Annotated in this window: 21 protein-coding genes; 5 read left to right on the top strand and 16 right to left on the bottom strand. The window is 36.6% G+C overall.

Annotated features, from left to right (window positions below; all coding sequences use genetic code 11):
- Nucleotide 1 precedes the first annotated feature (1 nt).
- Genes EHQ43_RS10660 through EHQ43_RS10635 form a run of 6 tightly spaced genes read right to left on the bottom strand, consistent with a single transcriptional unit; the run spans nucleotide 2 to nucleotide 6,519 of the window.
- A complete protein-coding gene (locus tag EHQ43_RS10660; protein ID WP_135771197.1) occupies nucleotides 2-1,396 on the bottom strand; it encodes an alkaline phosphatase family protein in 1,395 nt (464 codons plus the stop codon).
- Between the two features lie 9 nt (nucleotides 1,397-1,405).
- Complete coding sequence (gene eboE, locus EHQ43_RS10655) at nucleotides 1,406-2,608, bottom strand: metabolite traffic protein EboE (protein ID WP_135771196.1); 1,203 nt, start codon at nucleotides 2,606-2,608, stop codon at nucleotides 1,406-1,408.
- Nucleotides 2,605-3,768, bottom strand: a complete 1,164-nt coding sequence (locus EHQ43_RS10650; protein ID WP_135753022.1) for a 3-dehydroquinate synthase — start codon at nucleotides 3,766-3,768, stop codon at nucleotides 2,605-2,607. Before EHQ43_RS10650 ends, eboE begins: the two co-directional genes overlap by 4 nt.
- Nucleotides 3,769-3,773: 5 nt before the next feature.
- Nucleotides 3,774-4,637 carry a UbiA-like protein EboC gene (eboC, locus tag EHQ43_RS10645; RefSeq protein WP_135771195.1) on the bottom strand — a complete coding sequence of 288 codons (864 nt, stop codon included), beginning with the start codon at nucleotides 4,635-4,637 and terminating at the stop codon, nucleotides 3,774-3,776.
- Nucleotides 4,638-5,666 carry a TatD family hydrolase gene (locus tag EHQ43_RS10640; RefSeq protein ID WP_135742879.1) on the bottom strand — a complete coding sequence of 343 codons (1,029 nt, stop codon included), beginning with the start codon at nucleotides 5,664-5,666 and terminating at the stop codon, nucleotides 4,638-4,640.
- Nucleotides 5,667-5,673: 7 nt separating this feature from the next.
- Entirely contained in the window at nucleotides 5,674-6,519 is an 846-nt protein-coding gene (locus EHQ43_RS10635) for an EboA domain-containing protein (RefSeq protein WP_135771194.1), read from the bottom strand.
- A 258-nt stretch (nucleotides 6,520-6,777) separates the two neighbouring features.
- Between EHQ43_RS10635 and EHQ43_RS10630 the strand changes: the two genes are divergently transcribed.
- Nucleotides 6,778-8,622 carry an alginate export family protein gene (locus EHQ43_RS10630; protein WP_135742877.1) on the top strand — a complete coding sequence of 615 codons (1,845 nt, stop codon included), beginning with the start codon at nucleotides 6,778-6,780 and terminating at the stop codon, nucleotides 8,620-8,622.
- 23 nt (nucleotides 8,623-8,645) lie between these two features.
- Here EHQ43_RS10630 and EHQ43_RS10625 read toward each other — a convergent pair whose 3' ends face one another.
- Nucleotides 8,646-9,290, bottom strand: coding sequence for a TetR/AcrR family transcriptional regulator C-terminal domain-containing protein (locus EHQ43_RS10625; RefSeq protein ID WP_135742876.1), 645 nt, complete (start codon nucleotides 9,288-9,290; stop codon nucleotides 8,646-8,648).
- Nucleotides 9,291-9,402: 112 nt separating this feature from the next.
- Between EHQ43_RS10625 and EHQ43_RS10620 the strand changes: the two genes are divergently transcribed.
- Nucleotides 9,403-10,413, top strand: coding sequence for an NAD(P)-dependent alcohol dehydrogenase (locus EHQ43_RS10620; protein WP_135771193.1), 1,011 nt, complete (start codon nucleotides 9,403-9,405; stop codon nucleotides 10,411-10,413).
- Between the two features lie 51 nt (nucleotides 10,414-10,464).
- Here EHQ43_RS10620 and EHQ43_RS10615 read toward each other — a convergent pair whose 3' ends face one another.
- The 3 genes from EHQ43_RS10615 to EHQ43_RS10605 form a co-directional block, all read right to left on the bottom strand.
- Nucleotides 10,465-10,746, bottom strand: a complete 282-nt coding sequence (locus EHQ43_RS10615) for a hypothetical protein (protein ID WP_135742874.1) — start codon at nucleotides 10,744-10,746, stop codon at nucleotides 10,465-10,467.
- Nucleotides 10,747-10,827: 81 nt separating this feature from the next.
- Complete coding sequence (gene trhA / locus EHQ43_RS10610) at nucleotides 10,828-11,670, bottom strand: PAQR family membrane homeostasis protein TrhA (protein WP_135753030.1); 843 nt, start codon at nucleotides 11,668-11,670, stop codon at nucleotides 10,828-10,830.
- A gap of 172 nt (nucleotides 11,671-11,842) precedes the next feature.
- On the bottom strand, nucleotides 11,843-12,172 hold the full coding sequence (locus tag EHQ43_RS10605) for an EF-hand domain-containing protein (protein WP_135771192.1): 330 nt from the start codon (nucleotides 12,170-12,172) through the stop codon (nucleotides 11,843-11,845).
- A gap of 158 nt (nucleotides 12,173-12,330) precedes the next feature.
- Between EHQ43_RS10605 and EHQ43_RS10600 the strand changes: the two genes are divergently transcribed.
- Entirely contained in the window at nucleotides 12,331-13,512 is a 1,182-nt protein-coding gene (locus tag EHQ43_RS10600) for a serine hydrolase domain-containing protein (RefSeq protein WP_135753032.1), read from the top strand.
- Between the two features lie 19 nt (nucleotides 13,513-13,531).
- On the opposite strand, the gene EHQ43_RS10595 is transcribed toward EHQ43_RS10600, so the two are convergent.
- Both EHQ43_RS10595 and EHQ43_RS10590 read right to left on the bottom strand, forming a co-directional pair.
- Nucleotides 13,532-15,280: an acyl-CoA dehydrogenase family protein gene (locus EHQ43_RS10595; RefSeq protein ID WP_135771191.1), complete on the bottom strand. Its 1,749-nt coding sequence runs from the start codon at nucleotides 15,278-15,280 to the stop codon at nucleotides 13,532-13,534.
- 10 nt (nucleotides 15,281-15,290) lie between these two features.
- Nucleotides 15,291-17,291, bottom strand: a complete 2,001-nt coding sequence (locus EHQ43_RS10590) for an oxidoreductase (protein ID WP_476737593.1) — start codon at nucleotides 17,289-17,291, stop codon at nucleotides 15,291-15,293.
- A 120-nt stretch (nucleotides 17,292-17,411) separates the two neighbouring features.
- Between EHQ43_RS10590 and EHQ43_RS10585 the strand changes: the two genes are divergently transcribed.
- Entirely contained in the window at nucleotides 17,412-18,065 is a 654-nt protein-coding gene (locus EHQ43_RS10585; protein WP_135771190.1) for a TetR/AcrR family transcriptional regulator, read from the top strand.
- Here the strand turns inward: EHQ43_RS10585 and EHQ43_RS10580 are convergent, their stop codons facing one another.
- Nucleotides 18,066-18,728, bottom strand: a complete 663-nt coding sequence (locus tag EHQ43_RS10580) for a TetR/AcrR family transcriptional regulator (RefSeq protein ID WP_135742867.1) — start codon at nucleotides 18,726-18,728, stop codon at nucleotides 18,066-18,068.
- Between the two features lie 97 nt (nucleotides 18,729-18,825).
- Entirely contained in the window at nucleotides 18,826-20,994 is a 2,169-nt protein-coding gene (locus tag EHQ43_RS10575; RefSeq protein ID WP_135771189.1) for a neutral/alkaline ceramidase, read from the bottom strand.
- A 307-nt stretch (nucleotides 20,995-21,301) separates the two neighbouring features.
- On the opposite strand from EHQ43_RS10575, the gene EHQ43_RS10570 reads away from it, so the two are divergent.
- Nucleotides 21,302-23,404, top strand: a complete 2,103-nt coding sequence (locus EHQ43_RS10570) for a cellulase family glycosylhydrolase (protein WP_135771188.1) — start codon at nucleotides 21,302-21,304, stop codon at nucleotides 23,402-23,404.
- A gap of 121 nt (nucleotides 23,405-23,525) precedes the next feature.
- Here EHQ43_RS10570 and EHQ43_RS10565 read toward each other — a convergent pair whose 3' ends face one another.
- Complete coding sequence (locus tag EHQ43_RS10565; RefSeq protein ID WP_135771187.1) at nucleotides 23,526-24,356, bottom strand: NAD(P)H-binding protein; 831 nt, start codon at nucleotides 24,354-24,356, stop codon at nucleotides 23,526-23,528.
- Between the two features lie 26 nt (nucleotides 24,357-24,382).
- Nucleotides 24,383-25,189, bottom strand: coding sequence for a helix-turn-helix domain-containing protein (locus EHQ43_RS10560; RefSeq protein WP_135742863.1), 807 nt, complete (start codon nucleotides 25,187-25,189; stop codon nucleotides 24,383-24,385).
- Between the last annotated feature and the right edge of the window lie 83 nt (nucleotides 25,190-25,272).

Raw genomic sequence — 25,272 nt, 5'->3', positions numbered from 1 at the left:
TTTAAATCTTCGAAGTCATCTGTTCCCAAATGAAATCGTACACTTTTATAGCAGAAATATTTTTCTTAGGGAGTGGGACTTCCGCTGAAAAGATAGGGTAAAAATCGGAATTCACTGGTAAACCACCATGTGATCCTTTGACAATACCCGCATCCAAAGGAATCACATCCATTAAATACCGAAATCCTAGTTTTTTCTTGAGAACTGTCCAAAGGACCTTCAATTTCACCAATTTTTTCGAGGGATCTAAAAACAATTCGGAAGGATCGTAGCCAGGTTTTCTATGAATATCCACCAAGCGAGCGTAATCTGGTGCAAATTGATTGTCTAACCAGTAATAATAGGTAAACCAGTGTCCCTCTTCCGCAACAAGGACCAAATCCCCAGATCTTTCATGATTTAAATGGTATTTTTTTTGTTCTGTTTTGTCCAAAACCAAACAAACACCTGGTATTTGTTTGGCGATGCGTTTTACTCTATTTAAAATTTCAGAATTTTTACAATAGATATGTGAAATTTGGTGGTCTGATACAGAAAAAGCATCAGATGCACCTGGGTCTAAAAGTTCATACCACCTTTCTTTTCTCACTTGCAAAAAGTTGTTTTCTCTTAATATACGATTGATATGAACAGGAGTGTTTACATTTTCGATCCCATATTCAGAAAGCAGAATCACTTTTTTTTGAGAATGTTCATAGTATTCAATTAATTCTTTGAGAACTAAGTCCAAATCCAAAAGATCTTGTTTTAATCTTGGAATATCAGAACCATATTTTTGTAATCCATAATCAAGATGAGGTAAGTATACCAGTGTTAGTGTTGGATTGTATTTCTTGTCCACATAGATTGTGGAATCTTTTATCCACTGAGTGGACTTGATATTTGCATTTGGTCCCCAAAAGGAAAACAATGGGAATGGACCAAATTTTTTCTGTAGCTCATCACGTAATCCCGGTGGGTTTGAATAACAATCGGGAGCTTTCAATCCATCAGCGTGGTATTGAGGCCTAGGAGTGACAGAATAATCTGCTGTTGAATACATATTGTACCACCAAAACATTTTAGCGCATGTAAATTCTGAGTTAAGTTTTTTTGCTTTCTCCCAAATTTTTTCACCTGAAACTAAATGGTTGGATTGTTTCCAAAATTTCACTTCTGCATCGGTTCGATCATACCATCCATTGCCAACAATTCCATGTTCACTAGGCCATTTTCCTGTTAGGTATGTACTTTGAACACTCGTTGTCACCCCAGGTAACATCGGTTCAATCTTTGTAACATTTCGATTATTTAAATAGTTTTTTAAAAATGGAGTAAATTCAGAAATGATTGATTGGGATAATCCAACAACATCAATCACAACTGTTTTATTAAATTTTTGTTTTGATACTTTCATAATTTGTTTTTAAGTAATACCGAAAATTGATTTAACCCAGTTGATTTCTCTACTGATAGAAGATACAAGTGATATTTGTAAAAATTTCGGAAGTACATTCCAAGTATATGTCTCCACTTCCAAGATATTTGTCAAAGGTGCTTTTTTTTGTTCACCTAACATAAATATAAGCTCTTCTTGGGTTGACAAAAAACGATCATACTTCTCTAAAAAAATAGGCACGTGGAAGTGGATGCGCCATTCTTCTCCTGGCTTTGCACCAGCATTGATCGCATCCCCCAAATCCCGATAAGAAATCATTGTTCCATCTTTGTTTAAAGATACAACCTGGTGTAAGTATTTTTTTTCATCAAATGGTTTTAGAGCATTTAAAATTGGCTCAGGTGAGCCAGTAAATTTAATTTTTAAAGCAGAGCTTACCTGGATTCTTCCCACTTTAATCCCAGTTCGATTCAATTCGGATAATATAACATCATTCACTTCGTTTGTTACCGCTAGGTGGCATACATCCAGACACAGCCGAATATGTTCCTTTGTATTTTGAATTGCAACATCCTTTTCAAATCCAAATTCACGGTAAAGGATAGGTAACGCTCGTGGTAACAATTCAATTTCATACCAACGGATCCAATCTGCAAAAGTTCCGATGATTCCATCTGGTTCTGGTTCAATGTCCAAATGTAAAACTCGGTTTGATTCTTTATTAAATCGAATTAGGTCAACGAGTGTCTTTATGATATTTTCTGTATATGTTTCTACATTACTTTTTAAATCGATTTTGTTTGTTTCAAAATATAGATAAGAAAGTGGAGGTGTTGAAACTCCACCTTCTTCCCCTTTTGGCAATAACTCATGTAAAATTTCAAATAACCTTTTTGTATATTCATACCTTTCTCTCGTAGACCAATCTGGATGATATACGTTTTCTTTCACTATATCTGAATGGAATCCACCATATGGAAATCCATTGATTGAAATCACATACATTGATTCTTTTGTTAACCATTCTTTCCATTCCAATAATTTGTCTTTTTGGATTAGGGTTAACGATGCTTCATGGGATAACCTAAGTCCAATCGCAAGTGGAATATTTGGCGATACCTCTTTTTTGATTTGAGGGAGGTATGTTTTTAATTCCAAAAAATGATCTTCCCATGACTCCCCCACATGAATATTCGAACAATATGTTAGGTGACCAAATTTAGTTTTCAATTGTGTCTTACCAATTGTTCAAATGCGGTCTCTAATAAAGAATGGTCAATCGTATAGATTTCTTTAGGAATTCCAATTCCGTCTAACATCAGAAGAGTCAACTTTCCCCCCAAATGTTCCTGAAATTCTTGTAACGCAATTGCCAATTGTGTTTTTCCATTCAATTGGAGCATTGGATGGTTCAACGTAAACCCAAGCCCTTTCAATAATTTTAAGATACGATTCAATTCGGGTTCCTTCAAATTTCCGGAAAGAAATGAATAAATGGAATCTAGAGCCATTCCAATCGCAACCGCTTCACCATGACGAATTGAAAAATTTGAAACATATTCTAACTTATGTGCAAACCAATGTCCAAAATCAAGTGGTCTGGAAGACCCGAATTCAAAGGGATCACCATTTTTGATATGGTCCATATGAAGTCTTGCACATTCAAAAACCAAATATTCCATAGCGTCTAATTCACGTTTGGTTAATTTAGATACATTCAATTCGATCCAGTTGAAAAAATCTTTATCTTTAATGAGTGAAACTTTGATGGCTTCCGCCATCCCAGAACGCCAGTCCCGATCTTCCAGAGAAACAAGAAATGATGAATCATTAAAAACAGCTACAGGTGGTGCAAATGTTCCAAGAAAGTTTTTTTTGCCATAATAGTTGATACTATTTTTAACACCTACACCTGAATCATTTTGTGAGAGCACAGTTGTTGGGATACGAATCAAACGGATCCCTCTATGAGAAACAGAGGCCGCATAACCAACCATATCCAAAATCGCACCACCACCTATCACCATAATATAAGAATGACGATCAATCCCATATTTGTTTATGGCAGATACAACCATCTCCCAATCTTCGATTTGATTTTTTGAAACTTCACCTCCAGGAAGAACAATAAATTCTTCGACCAACTGAACTGCTTCGATTTTTGAAGCAAAGTATTGGTGAATCGATTCAATTAGATTTGGCTGGTGATTGAGGAATCCTTGGTCTATCACAACCAAAACTTTTTTATTGAATTGGTATTCTGTTTGAGAATGGAAAAATTCTTTTAGGATCAGATTATCGAATGAAAAAAGATGTTTCGTAAAAAAAACATCATACTGATAAGAAACTTGAAAGTTAGATCGAATACTTTTAGAAATATTGTCTTTCATTTAAGTTAAGTTACTGCAAAGTATTTTGAAATCAATAATGAAATGGGTAATAAAGCTAGAATCGATATGGCGATGGGAAGATTTCCAAAAGATGCCGCAAAACTTACATTTAATACGATAAGAGTTAAAACTCCAATTTTAACTGCATTCCCAATCAGTTTAGGATTTGGGTTTTGATAGGCTTTCAGTAATGGGGGGAATAATAAGACTGAATGGAAAACAATAAATGGCATTGTATATAAGATAAAACCGTTTTGAAACGAAACAAATAATTGAGTGAAAAATACCAAAATATATAACATACATGCGATGATGAATTTATATTTTCCACCTCCCCAAACTTCGTTTTGGCTAATTAGGGTAATAGCAGCTATATAAACAATCGGCAATATTGAAATCGGAACAATCGCCAGAGGCAATGATTTTAGAATGGTCATGCCCAAGATTAAGTTTAACCCACGGCACATACCCATCACTAATGGACCGAAGACTAAATTATGTTTTGCAAATCGATCATACAAAAGGATAAGAAAAACAATAGATATGGAGATAATAAAACTAATTTCACTATATAAAAAAGAAAAAAAACAACCAAACGCTAGTAAAACGAATCCAAATAGCAAAACATAAATTGCAAGGACCTTTCCCGAAGGGATCGGTCTTTCGGGTCTCTCTTTTGCATCAATTTCTCGATCAAAGAAGTCGTTAAGGACAACCCCTCCTCCATACAAACATACACTAGCAAGTATCAGAAAAATTCCATCGTTTACCCAAGGGAAAGAAACAATTGCCATACCAGCTAAGATATCAGCAACCGCAGTAACCAAGTTAGCTGGCCGAAGTAAAACAAAATAGCTTTTGGCGTTCATTTATTCAATAAAAAGGGAATTTTTGTCCCATTTAGGTTGTTGCCCACCACGAAGTACTGAATTTCCATGAAATTTTTCATTAGGATCTGCTTTTAATCCATTTTCAAAATCAGCGACGTTGATTTGACCACTTTTAGCAAAAGCCTCAATTGCATTTTGATATGTTACCTTACGGACTGTATCCGGAGATATTCCCCGATCAAGCATCAAAGCGGCTGTTTTGGGTATCGCTAATGGATCCGATATACCCCAATCAGCACTTGAATTGATCATAATTTTTTCGGCCCCATACTCTTCTACGATGGAAACCATTCTTTTGTTTCCCATTTTTGTAAATGGATAAATTGTGAAAGCAGCATAAAATCCTTGGTCTAACACTGATTTCACTGTCTCTTCATTATTATGGTCAACAACTACATATGAAGGATCTAACCCATGTTCTAATGCAATAGACATACTTCTTTCAGTTCCTCTTTTTTTATCTCTGTGAGGGGTATGAATCTGAACTGGAAGTTTTGCTTCTTTTGCTAGTTCTAATTGTAAACGATAGTATTTTTCTTCCAAGTCAGTTTGGTCATCAAATCCTATTTCGCCAATGCCAACGACACCTTCTTTATAAATATAAAGCGGCAAAATCTCCATAACCTCATCAGCCAAACGTTCGTTATTTGCTTCTCTAGAATTTAATCCAATTGTACAATAATGTTTGATACCAAATTGTGAAGACCGATATCGTTCCCATCCAACTAAACTACTATAATAATCTTTAAACGTTGCAAGTCCTGTACGAGGTTGTCCAACCCAAAATGCCGGTTCTATCACAGCAACAATTCCTGCTTGTGCCATATTTTGATAATCATCGGTGGTTCTTGACACCATATGGATATGAGGATCGAAAAACCGGAACCCACGGATTTTTTCTTTGTACTCATTCCAATTTAACTCTACATGAGTAGGAATTTCATTGGTATCCATTTGGTTTTCAAAATGAGATGGATTGTTAGATGGTTGATGATTTTTTTCAAACATAAAATTTTTAAGGAACTGTTGCTAAGTTAGACCAATTCCATTTACCTTTTTGTATGTCTTCTTCGTACTTTGGATATTTTGTAAATAAAGTTTGGAATCCTTTATGGTTCATCTCATGACATACCAAGGAAGCTGCGATCAAATCTTCCTCTCTTTGGGATTGAAAGAGTGATTCAATCAAAGTGATCTCGGATTCAGATAGGAATGGAACTACCAATTGCCAAACATTGGAAGGAACTTCCCTGCCAGCAGCCCATCTTTCTTTGATAAAATCAATAATACTCAAAGAAAGATTTAGATTTTTTCTTTTTGATAAACCATATACCAACTCGATCGGTTTGTTATTGAAGATGGTTTTTAAAACTAATTGGTTCCAAGCAAGCTCTGTAAAATTATGGTATGGGAAAGGATTGTTCAAGGCGATGGCATCAAAAACGGATCCCATGTTTGACCGAACCGCATCTGTCGCTTTTGCTAACCAAACTTCTGGGTATGGGAGTAAAGGTAAGGCAGAAAATAATGCAACTAACTCATTTAGTTCAGCTGTATCAAATAGAGTTTCGACCTTTTTAATAAATTCCTCTTTCGGTAGAGCGAATAAAAAAGTAAGAAACCAAACACGACTTAAACGGACCAAATTCCACTGGTCCACATGGAACCCAGGAATCTCGGGTATCAAATTAAAATTTGACTGATAAATAATGGATTTTCCTAAATGCCTTGGAGCTTTCACAAACGAAGCCAAGAGTTCTTTCGGATCGGTTTTATTGATACTGTCTAACCAAAGAATTTCATCTTTTTTTGCCTGGTCTCGGAGGATAGAATAAAGAATGGATGAATTCGGAGGATACATAAGGCCCTTATGAAATCATTTTTCCGTACAAAGACTAAGTAAACCAATTAATCCGGGGTTTTTCGAATTCCCAAACTGATCCCAACCACACTTGGAAACAAAAGTATGTCTCTTCCAAATTTGAAAAAATAGTATCCAAATCCTTCAATTAACTGTACAAAAACCATTCATAAATTAGGTGACCTACGTATTTCAAAATTTATGGATAGGAAGCGGAGCTACCTTAGAATCCACTGGCAAAAAACAAGGGAGTACCAAATGTATATACATCGTTTCAAATTAATTTTAGGTCTTCTCTTGGGTATGACCCTTCTCTTTGGTTCAGGAGAAATCCACGCTCAATTCATCACACCGGTTAAAAAAGAAACCCCAGAGCCACCACCTGCTGCGCCTCCTACAGCACCACCAGTTGCTCCACCGCAGGAACCCGGAAAAGAACCACCCGCAAGCGAAGATTCATCCGAATATGTCAGTCCGATGAAAGGAAATCTTGCAGGTGAATATTTCAAAAATTTTCAGATCACCAACAAACAAAAAAAAGCGATCCAAGAAAACAAAAGTCTTTGGTTTGCCGATAGATTCCGAGTAGGATTTGGTATTCGACCAAAAGCGGACTCCCTTTACAACACTGACTTCGACCGTTCTACTTCCGATATCCGTAATACAGTGAGTAACCAAACTCAATTTTATTTAGTGGGTGATGTGTCACCAAACATAACTTTTAAACTCACGTTCCAAGATGTAAGATTATGGGGTGGAGAGATAATTTCAGGTGCATCCGACCAACGTTTTGGTGTGATATCAAATGGTGGAACAACAATCGACACATCGAAACAAAGAGAAGTCCCTCTCAATAATTATTCTGGATTTCGAGAAGCGTTTTTGGATTTAAAAACAACAAACCAAATGTTTCGGGTGCGTACAGGCCGCCAAATCTTGGACTTTGGTGACGGCCGCATAGTGGGAGCAAGGAATGATAGTTTGAATGGAAACTCGTTTGATGCAGTACGTGCAACAGTCACAATCCAAAAACAAAGTTTTGATGTATTTGGTGCGATTGTAAGTTCAGAAAATAATGCCAATAGTATGATTACCAACAACTCAACGAGGTTAGGTGGCCCAGGAAACGCATCTTACTACGGTGCCCACTATGGTATCAAACCATGGGAATGGTTAGGAATCGAAGTTTATAATTTTACATTGTACAAACAACGCCAAAAAGCTACGAATACTACACCATATGGTTCTGATATTTATTACCGCGACCCTGACCAATTGAATACATCTGGTTTTCGACTCACAAACAGAACCAAGAGTAATGCTCTACCGAAAGAAACCGGAATTGACTGGATGGTAGAAGCTGCATGGCAAACAGGATTTACTGGGGAAAGAGTTTCTCCGGATTGGATCAATCAAAACGGTGCACTTAAAACCAATAAAGTAACAGGAGAAGCTCCTCCGCATTCAGAACCCGTTCGTTATAAGGCAAATATCGTAGCAGCTCAGTTAGGTTATACTCCTGTCAAAGAATTTAGAATTGGGATTCAATATGTACAAGCATCAGGGGATCCGAATCGAAATGATGGAAGTGTTGCCACTTACAACCCAATCTTTGCCACAAGAAGGATGGCAGGGGGAGCCATTCCTTTTGCAGGAAATGGAAATTCTGGATTGGTGTTTTGGCAAAATATCAAAGACTATTCAATCCATATCAAATATGAATCTTCCAAATGGGGAACTTTCATCATCAACCCTCACTGGTATTACAAAGTGAAACTTCAAGATGGATATTATGATAACAATAATTATGTAGCAGGAAGCAAAGCAACTGGTGAAACAGCATCTACTGAAGATTTTTATAATACAGAGGCTTACAATCCTAATCGTCCAAAATTAGGAAAACATGTTGCGACAGAAATCAATTTAATTTATATTATCACTCCTTTTGAAAATGTTTCATTTTGGTTTGGAGCAAGCTCCTTATATGCTGGTGATGCTATCCGCAACCAAAAAAACAATCCATATGAAACGGATCCGTACAGAAGGTATGATTTTAAACCTAATGCAAGTTTTTTCACTTTCCAAACGGTGTTTGCAATATAGGTTACTTTGATTTTGGGTTGGTTTTATAGTCCGTTTAAAATCAAATCCAATCCAAAATCAAAATTTTGAATTCCATTGTATCGACGAGTTGCAACTTCTTTTGTTAGATGATAAAAAAATGGAAGTTGTTCTACGGGAATCAGAGGTAAATATTCACTTGCCTTCGAAACATACTCATCTTTGTTTATAGGAAAATTCAACTCCTGTAAAGTGAATCCATAAATATGGCTATCGAGGGTATTGATAATTTGGTCTGCTTGTTTGTAAGTAAAACCTGCATTTACCAAACATCCGATCGAATCGTTAAAATACCTTAAAAAATGTGGACCAATATTGATTCTTGATATCAGAAGATGAGTCAACCAAACATGAGTTAACAGTAATTGTCTTACGGATTTTGCCCTTTTTTTCATTTCCTTTCGCCATTCACCACCAATTTTCGGTAATTTAAACTGTTTTACACAAACTTCCACCATTCCATCTAACAACTCTTCTTTGTTTTGAATATAATTATATAAAGACATAGCCTCTACACCCAGTGTTTTTGCTAAATTTCGCATGGAAAGTGAATTGATTCCATTTTCATCTGCCAAGGTAATTGCAGTTTGAATCAAAAGATCTTTCGAAAGAAATTTCCTTGTTTTTGGATTCTTTTTTTTTACAACCAATCTTTCTGATCTCCTTTAAGATTATTATTAGATTTACTATGGTTCTATCATAAAAACCACTACTATACTAACAATTTTTATAAATTTTAAAAACTTAAGGAAATATATTTCATTGACTAACTTACACTGTAAGTCATTTTCTGTACCAGGAGTATATCTTTTGAGAGTCATCACAAATCGTAAATATGGTCCACCTGAAGTATTAAAATTAGAAGAGTGGGAAATCCCCATTCCAAAAGACGACCAAATCCGGGTTCGGATAATCAAAACGGCCGTGAATTCAGGTGACTGGCGTCTCAGAAAACCAGATCCTAAAATAGTACGTTTATTTTTTGGAATATTTAAACCTAGGTCAGTGATCTTAGGAATTAGTTTTTCTGGAATCGTCGATCAGGTAGGAAAAAATGTAAGTTCATACCAAGTAGGAGATAGAGTCCTTGGATCTCCTGGTATGAAACTGGGAACATACTCTGAATACATTTGTGTATCGGAAAAAGCAATTATCACGAAACTTCCCGTAAAGATGTCGTTTGCGGAAGGAGCTTGCATTTCTTTCGGAGGTCTCACTGCTTTGGATTTCATTAAGAGGTGCCAAATCAAAACCAATGATTCAATTGTAGTGTATGGAGCGTCAAGTTCCGTTGGTACAGCAATAATCCAATTGGCAAAACATTTTGGTGCTCATGTAACAGCAGTTTGTAGCAAGGGAAATTTTGATTTGGTTAAATCAATTGGAGCAAATGAAGTTTATGACTACGAATTTTTTTTGTCACAAACAAATCCAAAACAATATGACGTTGTTTTCGAATGTGTGGGGAAAACAGAAATTGAATCGAATTTAGCTTTTCTAAAGAAAGGTGGTAACTTAGTCCTTGTCGGAGCAACTTTTCGACAAATGTGGGATGCTCTTTGGATTTCGATTTTTAAAAGGATCAAAATTCATTTTGGACCAATCAAAGAAACAATCGAAAATTTAAATTTCCTGATTACATTGGCTAATCTTGGTAAGTATAAAGTAGTCATCGATCGTAGTTATGCTTTAGATGCGATGGTGGAAGCACACAGATATGTTGAAGCAGGGCATAAAAAAGGTAATGTTGTAATTGATGTAACGCAGGAATAAATAACATTGAGTAAGCCCACCTAATATCAATTAGATAGGCTTACAAAATCACTAATTCAATTTGAATGTTGGAAGGTTTTTTTTAATTCCTAAGATGGTTAGGTCTTCATAGCTGCGGTCAACTTTGCATACTTTTACGTTGGCAGCAGTCGAACAAGAGGATGTCCCAGAAATTTTACATCCTTTTTCTTCGCAGGCTTTTCTGTCTTTTCCTCGGCATTGTTGGCAACCATTTGTACTTCCACTTCCACACAAAAAACAATCTTCCGCAAAGACTGCCGTTGATGAAAATAGTACCATCAACGCAAAACTAAACGTGACCAATGTTCTCATATATTCTCCTACTCACCAACCAAGGATAGTCGATAAGAAGCAAAATCTTACCTTTGCGCAATTTTTTTGACAAACATATTTTTATTTCGGAACCGGTGGAATCACATAAAACAAAATCGCAAAAAAATGACAGATACTCCCAGATAACACAAATAAATGCCAAATCGCATGGTTCATCGGCAATCGATCCCATAAGTAAAATATAACCCCAAAAGTATAACTAAGGCCACCTGCCACGAGCCAAGACATTCCACCAACTCCAATGGCTGCCCGAATGTCTTTCATTACAAAGATTGCAAGCCAGCCCATTACGATATAAACTGCTACACGTAGCCCACTGTATTTTCCTGGGAATAATAACAATAAAATAACACCTAAAAGTGCAAGAATCCAAATCACACCAAACAAAAGCCAACCCCACTCGGAATTTTCTCTTAAGCTAACAAGCGTAAATGGAGTATAGGTTCCTGCTATTAATAAATAAATAGATGCATGATCGATAACTTTAAAAATTCGTTTGGTCGCAGTATGATAAATTCCATGATAGAGTGTAGATGCTAAATACAAGATAATAAGTGTCGCTCCATAAATTGCAGAACTAACTACATGCCAAATATCTCCATATAACATAGCCATGGTCAAAAGAACAGATAAACCAGCAATACTGAGTCCCCCACCGATTCCATGAGTGACTGCATTTGCTATTTCGTGTCCGATTGTATATTCGTGGACTGTATCAATTAACTCTTGTATTGGTGAATTGGTTTCACGTTCGGAAAGAGTGTTAGAAACAATGATCGAAGATTGGGATTTTTTTAAGTTTGAATTTGTCTGTTTGGGGAGTTTTTGTATCTTTTTTGTGGACTGCTTCGTTTTTTTGGGTGAAGGTTTTTGTTTCGCTAATTTAGCTTTTTTGGCTTTCATGGGTTTTGACTGCTTTGATTACACTCTTAGATGATAAGAAGGTCAATCGAAAGAAAAGTTTCAAAAAGTTTCTACCATAAAAGAAAAATTCTCCCAAGGAGAACCTTTTCTATCTTTGTTTCTCACTGCAATGGACTAAAAAAAGACAAAAAAGATTCTAAATCAATCGTAATTATTCTGGAATTGTCGTTTGGTTTTTCTTTTTCCCTTGTTTTTGGTTTTCCTTTGCTTTTTCCTTCATTTTCTCTCTATTTTCCATTTGCTTTCCTTTGAGTTCATTAAAAGAAATCGAACCATCCCCATCTTTGTCAAGTTCGAGGAAAAACCCATCATGGAATTTCTGCCATTCCTCTTTTGATACTTTTTTATCATTGTCAGTATCCATTTTTTTAAAGTGGTCATCCGCCATTAACTTTTTGCCTTTTCCATCTTTATTTTGAGCAAAAAGGAACATTGGTATAACTAACGTTAAAACCGATAAAATTGTTAGAATTTTTTTCATAAAAAAACCTCTCCCTGATTCTGGAGCAAATTTTATTCCCAGTCAAGACCTTCCCCACGATTTAACTCATGAAATTTCTAAAATCATTCTATTTTTTGATATCATTTCAAATTTAAGTAGGTTATCTAAGTTTGAACAACCGATGTAGGAAATTCAAAATGAAACAAAGTAAATTTTTCATAATAGTTATATTTGCCCTATTCACTCTCATCAGTTTTTCGATTCGTACAGCGCCTCTTCCTAATGAAGAATGCCCAATACCACAGCGAGAGCAAGAATTGCAAATCATCAAATTGATCGATTCTGAATTTGATAAAATCACATTTTGCAAAAATGTCGTAGAAATTAGTTCAGACGAAAGCGAAGTTCACTCATTTTTGATTGAAAGGCATGGAAAAATTTTAACTGAAATCTATAATGCAAGAAAAGATAGTCCATTTAACAAACGCTATGGTCTCAGGTTACCTTTTGACGGAGAAACACGATTTGATGCAAATACCTTACATGATGTGAGATCGGTGAGTAAATCAGTTGTTTCATTACTTTTTGGGATTGGCATCGATAAAAAAATAATCGAAAATTTAGATTTACCAGTTCTTTCTTTTTACCCTGAATTAAAAATTCCATTAGAAGATCCTAGGCAAAAAATAAATATAAGACATCTATTAACAATGAGTAGCGGCTTGGATTGGGAAGAATGGCAGTATGGATTTTTATTTAGTGATGAAACTAGGTTACTTTGGAAAAAAAACATACCTGAATTTGTTTTTCAGAGAGATATCATCAATGATCCTGGAACTAAATTTAAATACAATGGTGGAGGAACATCTATATTATCTGATATACTAATAAAGAGAACCAACAAATCACTAAAAGTTCTGGCAAAAGAATGGCTGTTTGATCCATTACAAATCCAACACTTTGAATGGGTAGAAGATACAAACGGAAATGCGCTTGCTCATGCTGGTCTCCGATTAAAACCAAGAGATATGTTGAAATTAGGAAGACTCATTTTAAATCAAGGAAATTGGGAAGGGAAACAAATTGTCTCTAAACAATGGATCATTGAATCAACTAAAAAACAAATCAACTCAGATATAAAGATATTTCGCAAAGATGGTGTATCCCTTCTATATGGTTACCATTGGTGGCTAGGCGAAACCGTATTATCTGAGAAAAAAATACCATGGACACTTGCCCTGGGAAATGGAGGACAATTGATCTTCTCCATTCCCAGTTTAGATATGGTGATCGTAACTACTGCTGGTGGTTACGGTGATCCAACCACCATCCAAAGGATTTTGAACCTAGTTGAAAAAATTATATCTTCAGCTAAGTGAAAGATTCAAATCCTTCCATTCATTCAAAATATTGAATACGATACAAACAAGACTGCGCAGTTGCTGTGCTATCAATGACATACGAACGGCAATCTTTTTCCCAGATTTCTCTGAGATTTTCATCCTTGATTTTTGGTATTGCTTTTTCATATAATACACTTCCAAGATAACGAGCCATCTGGATCATTAAATTTTCTGCTACTGTTTCTTTCCTTGTTTCAACTTCGATCTTTCGCATCTCTTGGATCGATTTTTCCAGAAGTGATTCCTGTTCGAGTAAAAACGTGGAAGGGTTTGGAATCTCATCTTTGAGTGAATTAAGATACTTTCTGAAATTGCCATCTCCTGCCATTCCAGCAAGGATTGCTCCCGTCGAAATTCTCACATGGATTTGAGAGGTTCCTTCGTATATTGTATTGATTCTAGAATCGCGAAACATCCTTGAGATGTCATAATCTTCAGTATACCCTGCACCACCAAACACTTGTACGGCAATACTTGTACATTTATGACCTTCTTCTGAACTATAGTATTTGGCAATGGGTGTTAGAGTTGAAGCAAGAGTTGACCAATATTTTACTTTTTCGTCTTTGCGAATGTCTCTATCTTGTTTTCCTTGTTTTTCTAATCGAATTTGATGGTGTTGGTACATATCAATGACACGAGCCGTTTCCAAAGTCAAAAGTCGCATAGCATTTGTTTCACGCTTAATTTTATTGACCATCTCATATACTGCAGGTATCTCAAAAATTGGTTTCCCGAATTGATTCCTTTCGTTTGCATATTTCAATGATTCATAATAAGCAGCAGCTCCACCACCACATCCGCCTGAAGCACTCACAAGTCTCATAAAATTTGTCATTCCTGCGGTATATCGAGTTAGGCCAAGACCTTCCTCACCAAGAATCTCTCCATAACTATTGTCATATACAATCTCACAAGTTGGAGAGCCGTGAAGTCCCATCTTTTTTTCAATACCGGCAACATTGATATCAGTACTTTTGACTAAAAATACAGAAAGTCCACGTGCACCACCATCTGGTTTTCCGGTTCTTGCAAGTGTTAACAAAAGTGCAGGATAATCACCGAGGCCGCACCCTTGGGAAATAAATCGCTTAGTTCCTGTTAAACGATAAGAACCATCTTCTTGTTTGACTGCAACTGTACGGACACTATTCAAATCGGAACCAAAATCAGGTTCAGTGAGTGACATGGCAAACAAACACTCACCTGTGGCAGCCTTTGTCGCATAAGTTTCAATTTGTTCTTTTGTTCCAAACCTTGAAACAATTTGAGCTAAATTGAGTAGAGTTGTTGTCATACAAAAAGCAACATCAGCTCGAGCCATGATCATCGCATAAAATGCTCCAACTGTGGCTGGAAAATTCAATCCACCTGCTTCTCTTGGAAGGGAATAACCGAGTAATCCGGTATTACGAAATTTTTCGTAGATTTCGATTGTTTCTTTTGGAAAAATAACTTTTCCATTTTCATACTTTAGTTCATTGCGATCCATGGTTTGTGATTTCTGTGAAACATCTTTTCCAAAAAAATCACCCATCGCATCTAGGCTCGATATGTATAATTCCATTGTTTCTTCAAACGAAGATGGTGCCATTTCATACCGATTGTTCTTTGTTTCGGAGTATATTTTATAATCAATAAACTCCTCTCCTTCGGATTCATTTACAATTGATTCCCAATCAATCAGTTCGTTAAAAATTAATTGTAAGTCTTTATCATCTGAAAAATAATTATTAGCGATCATATTTATCTCCTTAAATACTGTATGCTGCGTCTAGCCCTTCGAAAAATGCACGTTTAGCGTCGATATTTTTTGCATCTTTTGCTCCACCGATCAAAATTGCTTTTTTGTTAGGGTACGTTTTTGTAAATTCTTCATACAAAGAATCTTCTTTTTCTTGCCCAACGCATAAAATTATGGAATCACATGGATACAAAAACTCCTCACCATTTTTAAAAACAACGACAAGTCCTTCTTTTGTTACTTCTTTATAACTAAGGCCTTGGTAAAACTCAACTCCAACCGACTCTAACTCTTGTTTGAGTGCCCAAAAAGTAGTTGGACCAAGTCCCGCACCATGTTTCCCATTCCTTCTGAACACAGCTACCTTTCGATTCGAAATTTCAGTTTGTACAACAGCATTCGTAAAGGATGATATATTATATTTTCTTTGATAAGATTCTAATGTGGGGTCATGTTCTTCGGTCAATCGGTGCGCAACATCAACACCAATTCCACCTCCTCCAATCACAGCTACTTGTTTCCCTGGAATAAATTTACCAGTAAGGTAGTCTGCATAACTTCCATGTGGTATTAAATCCAATCCTTTGATTTGGAATCCTCTTGGAATCACACCACTAGCAAAAATGACAACATCTGCATTTTCTGATTGAATGTTATCCAACTTCGCTTCCGTATTCAATAAAGTTTTCACTCCAATTGATTTTAACTCATTTTGAAAGAATCGAATGGTTTCATTAAATTCCGATTTTCCTGGAATGTGAGATGCAAGTTGGAACTGGCCACCAATTTGATCCCTCTTTTCAAAAAGGGTTACATCGTGTCCTAATTCTTTTGCCGCACGAGCCGCTTCTAAACCAGCAGGTCCTGTACCAATCACTAACACCTTTTTGGGGTTTGTCGTTTTGTTATGATGGTATTTTTCTTCATTCATTGCCATTGGATTTACAATGCAGGAAACATGTTTTTCTTGAAAGGCGTGATCCAAACAAGCTTGGTTACATGCTACACAAGTATTGATTCGATTAGACTCATTCGTTTGTAATTTTTTAATGATGTATGGATCTGCAAGAAATGGACGTGCCATTGAAATCATATCCACACTTTGTTCGGAGAAAACCTTTTTTATGGTCTCTGCATCGTTTACACGATTAGAAGCAATGATTGGTATTCCTTCTGTATGTTCTTTAATCCGACGTGCAATTGGTACCCATGCGCCACGCGGTACCAATTGACTAATCGTTGGCACTCTTGATTCATGCCAACCAATCCCAATGTTTAACCCACTTGCCTTTTCATCACGTAATGCATTCGATAATAAGATCACATCTTCAAAACTTGGATTACCTGGAATCAAATCAATCCCTGACATACGAAAGATCACTGGAAAACCTTCAGGAAGATTTTTTTTGACAACTCGGAGAACTTCGATTGAAAAATTCATTCTCCGTTTGGCATCTCCGCCAAAATAATCATTTCGATGATTGGTGACCGGCGAAAAAAATTGATTGAGGAGATACCCTTCGCTACCCATGATTTCGACTGCCCCAAATCCAACTTCATAAGCAATTTTTGCAGACCTACCAAAATCTTCAATAGTTCGCCAACATTCTTCTTCCGATAAAGCTCTTGGCACATAACGATTGATTGGTGCTCTAATTGCAGATGGAGCCACACAATTCCTGTCAAAGGCATATCTCCCCGCATGGAATAACTGTGCACACATAATTCCTTTACCGGCGAGTGCCTCGTTCATCAATTTAAGTTCTTTTGCGTGGTTTGGATCTAAAAATTGAAAGAATGACTTTGAACCTTTTCCTTCCTCATTGACACTGATCCCACCGGTCACAATCATTCCTACTCCACCTTCAAACCGTTTGCCATAAAATGTCGCCATTCGACTCGCAACTCCGGTTTCTCCTTCTACACCTAAATGCATGGAACCCATTAAAAAACGATTGGGTAAGGTAAGATTTCCAAGTTGGATTGGTGAAAATGCTTGGTTCATACAAATTCCTTCAAATACGAAATAATTTACCATTGGTAACATAATTCAATTCCCTAACAAGCAATAATTTACCAACGGTAAATATATGCTAGTCAAGTCAGTGAAAAGGAATCAAAATGACCTAAAATGGTGGCAAAAAAACCAAAAGGGAAACCAAAAAAAACTCCGCGTGTCGGCCGTCCGAATAAATTGAACAGCGTTAATGTTCGGGAAACCTTAATCCAAGCTGGTGTGGAATTATTAGAAACTATATCACTCGAAGAAATTTCACTTCGGAAAGTGGCAAAAAAAGCTGGAGTGAGCCACGTAGCAAGTTACCACCATTTCGAAAACAAACACGCGTTATTTTCTGCCATTGCAGAAATTGGTTTTCAGAAATACTTTGAATCTTACCAGATCGAATTAGAAAAAACTGAAAAAGATTTTAAAGGACGTTATCGCGCTCTAGGATGGACCTACTTTCAATTCATCATGAAGAATCGCCAGTTCGCAAGGATTATGTTTGGTGGTATGGGAGTTGAGACAAATTTAAATCCTAAATTGTCATCAGTATCAAGAAGAACCTATCGACAGTTACATGAGATTATTCGTATGGGTCAAAACTTAGGTTATTTAGAAAAAGGCCAAACGAGAGAAAAAACTTTGGCATCATGGGCTATGATCCATGGAATAGCCATGTTGTTTTTAGAGGGAAGACTTCAAATGAAAAATGATATCAATGAAATGGAAAAATTCATTCAAACTGTAACAGAATACGCATATAACGGAATGAAAACCTAATTATTTTTTAGGTTCACATACTTCAGGTAAATAGTTGAGTAAATATGAGATTGTTGCTTTTTTTGCCTCACCAATCATCCAAGGAGTGAAATCGCCATAAGTTCGATATGATAATTTTAATAAAGAATCAGGAATAGAGATCGCAACTCCAAATACCTGTTCAATGTTATTCAAAGTAGGTAAATCAAATTTTTCAATTAATCCTTGTTTGGTTAGATTTGCAAGTTTTACATCCAATTCTTGCCCTACAAGTCTCATCTCTGGATTACTCATACGGTATCCATAAATAAGCCTAGGAAATGCAATTTCCGAATTTGTGACTTCAATCGCAACATCGATAGACCTTTCAATGTATTCTTTCCAAGTGCGAAAGGTTTCATTTTTTAATTCGGTTAGTTTCTCAACCATTCCTTCGGAATGTAATAATCGAATTCCATGAAAAATGGCTTCAACGTTTGGGAAAAAATGGTAAGCGGATGGTCTTGGAATTTTAGCTTTTTTGCAAATGTCAGCAAAACTGATTTCTTCTGGATTTTTTTCTTTTAAGAGTTCAAATGCAATCGATAAAAGCTGCGCCCGACGGTTCCTACCTTGTTTGCTTGTGAATTTAAACGGCCTTGAAGCAAGGTCAGGAGAGAGGGATGCGTCTACCAATTTATCCATAGTACGAGCATCCTAAGGAATCTCACCCAGTCAATCCCGTTGCAAAGAAAAATACCTGACCCTATTCGGGCCAGGCGAGGTGATTGTTCAGATATTCCTATTGGATCGTAAAATTATTTGTGACCCCTTGGTAGGCACTGATAGCACCAGTCCATCCAGATTTCCAATGGCCACGATGGCGGATGCGGTATGTACCTTTTGGAAAGGAGGTAGTATCCCAAGTGGTTGTGATTTTTGAATACGCAATCCCATCCCTTTGCCATTTGTATGTTGTAGATGGATCATTGTCCCGAGCTACCACTGTCCAAGTGGAACCATTTTGGCGTTCAATATCAACAAAACTACTTCCAATTAACATATTGTTTTTAGGATGTGCTCCCCAAAAAACAGCCGTTACTTTTGCACCACTTGTATATGTCGGAGAAGGTTGTGTGAAAACATTCCCGAAACTTTTAAATAATGGGACATCATCGAAAACAACTCCTGTTTGGAATGTAGCTTGGAAGTTCGTAAGATCAGGTGGTGTAGGTCCACTAGGAACCGTTGAACCATTTCGTAATGCTGTTGCAAGTTTCCCAAATTCTTGTTCATAAGCTTTTAGAGTATTGGGACCAAACTGAGTTGAAGCTCCCTCGTATTGTTGCGAGGAATACTCTTCTCTAGTAGTGAGATACGATGTATAGGAGTTGGAAAGTGCCGCCACAACGGTGTAATCATTTTCCATAATATTTTTGACAAGGGAACGAATCCTTCTACCTGCCATTGTCGATACCTCAGCAGGAATTGCGAGGATGGATAAATTACCAATTTTCACAATTTGGATCGGGATAATTGGTGGTGTCCAAGGATTCCCATCAAAACTTGCGACTCCAGTGGGAATGAGAACTGGTTTTTCTGCATGGCATAATTTATATGATTCACTGACAGAAGCTGGCCATAATACCCCAAGGGCTCCGCCAAGAAAACTAGCTTTGAACGCATCTGCAGCATTTGAATTCCAATCGAGTGAATCAACTGTAGTTCCTTCATCAAAAAAGTCAACGGAGACTGCATTGTCTTCAACACTACCTGCAGAAAAAGATGCTCCCATACCAGCAGGGCAAGTGGTGGTTCCAACACTACTTACATATAGATTAGAGAAGTTAACATAGGTATGTCGAAAGTCGACAGAACCCGTAACTTGGGTATTTGCAGATTGGTAAAGACTCAGAGCCTTCTGGTATTGTTTGTCCGCAATGATATTTTGTCTGGCATAATCATTCACACCATCAGCAGGTCCCCATAAATTCGGAGTTACATCTCCCGAATTAGATTGAGCAAATGCTGCGACAAATGTTTGGTTTGCGGAATAATTGGTTCCTTTGTTTTTTTCAAATAAATAGGAAGCCAAACCTTTATTATCACCACCTATGAGTTTATTCGTAGGACCAACATTGGTAGGATGTACGGCAAACCAATTCACCATTCCGAGCTCTCTTCCATCAGCTGCCACTAACTTTAACACTGTCATTGTTTGGTCGACGTTTGCGTTATAAAAACTTCGTTCGCTACTAGGGTTTTTATCATAAGCAACAACAGAACGATTTTTACTAGCATCTGTGAGTTCCCCTTGGTTGATATATATGTTTCCAGGGACTAAATTTTGATGAGCTAATTTGATCGACTTATAAATCCCATTCACAATCACGTCAAAGTTTTCTTTGATAAAACCTGCAGTTGTTGCATTGTATAAAAAATAATGTGAATACCCACCAGGACCGCTATGCGTGTGAGTTGCAGATAACAATACATTAGCTTCTGTATAATACGGAGCTAGTTCTGAGTCCGCTGCTATCTTTTTACTTACAGCTTGTTTGATCGACTGAAAGATCATCCCTAAATCAGCACTCACAAACACTACACGTTTAGAAACATCACCTATGATATAAGCTCTCGACCATAGGCGCATATAAATCCCTTCTGTTTTTTGGGCAGTTTCTGCAAAACCCATCATACCTACTTCTGCCGCAGGTCCTGTGATGTCCGAAATACCAACACCTACTAAATATGGCGACGATCCGAGACTTGGCGCTACAGCACGGCTCACTCCTGAACTTAGTAACTGATCCGAACCATTTTCATCATTCGTTTGGGTTTGATTTGAACCAACTAACCCAAGCAAGGCGGAATTGGACTGGGAAGGTTTTTTGTCGGAACAAACCAACAAAAAAAGGCAGGTGACAATGGTTACACTGACGCGAACCAAGGGACTTATTTGGGAATTCATATACTCTCTCCGAATCTAAATTTCTCAATCTAATTATTTTTCGCATCTATCTGTCCGAAGGAATCCCTTGGGTCAAATCTGGAGTCTTTTAGTCTAAACGATGTTAAAAATATGGCAAGAAAATAATCGACAGAAGTCGGGTTTTCTTTGACCAGTGTTCAGAAAATGCCAGTATTAGGCGATTCTAGGCATTCCATCCGATTGGCTTCGGTTAAATGATGGTATTTGTGTGTCATTTTTTACTCGACAACTGTCGATCATTAAAGCGGAACTGTCCAGTATCGTGAAATGCGACCCCGAGGAAACAATGGACCAACCAAACGAACCACGTTCATATAAAAAACAATTTACTAGTTTGATACTAGTCACCTTACATTTGTATTGTGCTCCAAAAGAGGAAGGGATCCAAAATCTACTTCCAATATTACAATCGTCGAATGTAGCACAAGTTGAACCAGCAGTGAAGAATGGAACTAGAAATTGGAATTCATCTACTTCCATCTCGCATGACCTCAATTACATCGACACTTCTGAAGAATCTGAGCTTTCCGTAACAAATAAATCTTACGGGAATTGGATCGACGCCATATGGATGGATGGATTAGGACGTGAAGTTTCCTTTCGAGGTTTCAACGTTTCAGGAAACGTAAAATTAAAAGAACATGGATTTAAAGCGTTTCGAAATTCAAACGATGCGGAAGAAGCGATAAAGGGACTCAGCAAAACAACTGGATCAAATATGATTCGATACACCATCGCTTGGGAAGGTGTTCATCCAGAAGTTGATACCATTGATGAATCCTACTTAAATGAAGTAGTTTCGCAAATTAAAAAAGCCACATCAAAACGAATTTATGTTTTGATTGATTACCACCAAGACTTGTTTTCAAGACACCTCTTCAATCAAAATTCATGGCATACAGGGAATGGGGCACCTTTGTGGATCACAAAGAATGGAAATTATCCAAAAGAATATTGTGGGATTGTTTGTGCCAGCTGGAGCCAAAACAATTTAACAAATGAAGCCATTCGAAGAGCATTCCGAAATTTTTGGAATAATGCACCAGTGAATACTTCAGCAGGAATTCGTTATATGCAAACGGAATACCTCTGGCAAATTCAAAAAACAATTACTTATATTAAAAATCATTTAACAACAGAAGAATTTTCATATATCATAGGTTTAGATCCATTTAATGAACCAGTTGATGGAGGTATGGAAGGTCTTACTCCAAAACGTTGGGATAATGAAAAACTCTGGCCTATGTACCAAAAGATCAGAACCATTCTCAATCAAAACGGTTGGGAAAAAAAATGGGTCTTTGCAGAACCACTTGTTTTTTGGAATACAAACATAGGTTCGGCGATTGCACCGGCTACTGGTGGTGGACATTTAAATGCACCTCCTGGTCAAGGTTTTGTATTTAATTCCCATTTTTATGATGCAGGTCGAATGGGAGTTGATTTAACAGGGATCGACAATGCCACCTATTTTAAATACTTAGATGAGATACGAACGGAAGCTAGGTTCTTAAAAATACCAATGTTTCTTAGCGAATTTGGAATGTGGTTAAAAGGTAGTGGTGCAAAAGATACTCCGCGAATGATTAATGCAGTATACCAAGCGATGGAGATTTCTGACAAAACTCAAAGTACAAAAACGAGATTTGCCGATTTTTATAATCCAATCGTTTCGGGAACCCAATGGCATTGGGATTATTATTATGACCACCATTCAGAATATAAAAATGGAAATCCAACAAAACTCATCACGACAAAAGATGCATGGAATGATGAAGATTTTTCTGTTGTCGGTAATTATGGAACCAGTTTTAACGTGGATCCATTTGTAATTTCTAGAGCTTACCTCCGCAGGTCACAAGGTCGAGTCATGACAAGCCACTACAATGCAATTGGATTTGATACGTGGAATAAATTATTTTCTTGGGCTGCAATCAAACCAGGTACAAACGAAGCAAAATACTTTGGAGACAAACGATTTTTATTCGTTGTGTGGAGAGGAAGACATTCGAATGCTCCTTCAGAGTTTTACCTTCCTCCACATTTTGATCCAAATCAAATTTTGGTGATCACCGAGAAAAAAATAGTTTCGGGTTTGATTCCCAATCTTCCACTAAATCAGACCAATGAATTGGTCTTAAAAAATGATCCTAGTCGTGAAATTGGATCCGGAAATATATTATATCTCTGGGATGATTTGGATCCAGATGAGAACGAATCTTCGTCTTATCATTACGCTCTGATCGTAAACAAAGAAAACACAACCTATCCTTCAACTACTTTGTTAGAACTCCAATCAAAATTAAACCAAAGGGTAGTATCCGAAGGGAAAAGTCCCATTTATATGATTGGAAAAATGACTTACGGAGGTTATCCGAATGAACAGTAAATCAATTCGTATCAAAAATATACGAATGCAAAAATAAAAGAGATGCTATAACATAAAAAGGGAACCACCTAAACCGAATTACTTATGTTTAGGTGGTTTCAATTCAATGGGTGTATATTATTTATGTTGATGCTACATTCCAAACTCCGGATTTTGCAGTCTCCTTCACATAATCCTTAAATGCTTTTGGTTTTTTACCCATCGCTTTCTCAAAATCTGAAACAACTGTCTCGTTCCTTCCATCTAAAACAGTTTCGAACAAATAGCGGATAAGCCAAATGGTATCTTGGTCCAAACCAAATTCTCCCAAGATTTTGATATATGCATCCAATGGTATTTCTTCGAAATATATGGTCTCATTCAATTCTTTTGCAATTTGACCAAAAGCATCTTGGAAACTTAGCAGTGTTGGTCCAGTTAACTCATATTTTTTTCCAATATGAACATTTTTCACCAAAGCATCAACAGCAAGATCAGTTAAATCCTCCAAATCGACAAACGGTTCTGTAGATTTTAATTTTGGGAAAATTACTTTTCTTTCTAATATTTGACCAAGGAACATCCCTTCACTAAAATTTTGAGAAAACCAACTAGATCGTAAGATGGTCCACTCCAACCCAGAGTTCTCAACTAACTTTTCACAAGCTTCGGCCTCTGGTTCACCTCTTCCTGAAAGAAGAACAATTCTTTTTACATTGTATTTTTTAGAAAGTTCGATGAGTTTCTGGATATGATGGATCGAATTTGGATGTGCCAAATCAGGTTGGTATGAAATATAAATTTGGTCGACACCTTTTATAACATCATCCCATCCTTCTGGTTTTTCCCAATCAAAAGCGGGTATAGTCTTTCTTGATCCCAATCGTAATGGATAGTTTAGTTGGGTGAGTTTATTTAGAATTCGTGATCCAGTTTTTCCACTAGATCCTAATATTAAAGTTATTGGTTTCATTACATAAAGATACCAAAGTTATAAAATTAAAAATTGGACAAACCCGACATTGATTCTTTTTTTTCTCTGAATTGAAATGGTTTTTCTTTCGTAAATGATTTAAACTGTCTGATAAAATGAGATTGATCAGAGTAACCATTGTCATAGGCGATCTCTGTTAATTTTGTCTTTTGCACATCTTTTAATTCTTGTAAGCTTGTTTGAAAACGAATGATCGTAGCAAATTGTTTTGGTGTTAAACCTACATATTGTTGGAATTTACGTTGCAAAGTTCTTTCAGACATTCCAATCGAACTTGCAATCCTTTTGATCTCACAATTCCCATTTGAGTTCAATATCGTTTTCATACAATTTTGTAATGTGGTGTCAGGGACAAAATACTTAGATTTGTTTATTAAAAATCGAAAGATTGCATCCTTGGCTAACTCTGTTGATTGTTTTTGCATTGATATCTCAAAATTAGTTTCACTTTGCCATTCTGATTTTGGGATTGTCCAACAAGAATTCGTAAGTTCACCTATAGGGATTCCTAATGTCGCTCCAATGAAACTAGGGAAGAGTTGAACCATCATAAAAAAAAATGGACCTTCTATTTCAATCTGAATTGGTTCTAAGGTTTGCCCATAGATAAAAACAGGTTCCATTTCTTTAGAAAGATTTCCAACGATAACGCGAACTGGTGAAGGAGAATGAAAAAACACAATTCCAGGAAAACCATCGGCAAAAAAATTGAGCGTTTCCTTATTTTTATGTTTAGAATCATAAATAAAAAGGTCTTTTGCCACTAATTCTAATTCATTAGGAATCTTTGCTTTTGTTATGTGGATTCTCATTGTATTTTTTTATAATGTAACTCTTTCAAAAAAACTACGTTTGCTTAGACGAAGTGAAGTATCAAATCGATTTCATTTTTTAT

It is taken from the genome of Leptospira bouyouniensis, from assembly GCF_004769525.1.
GTDB classification, from domain to species: Bacteria; Spirochaetota; Leptospiria; order Leptospirales; family Leptospiraceae; genus Leptospira_A; species Leptospira_A bouyouniensis.
This window is presented reverse-complemented; position numbering and strand designations above follow the sequence as displayed.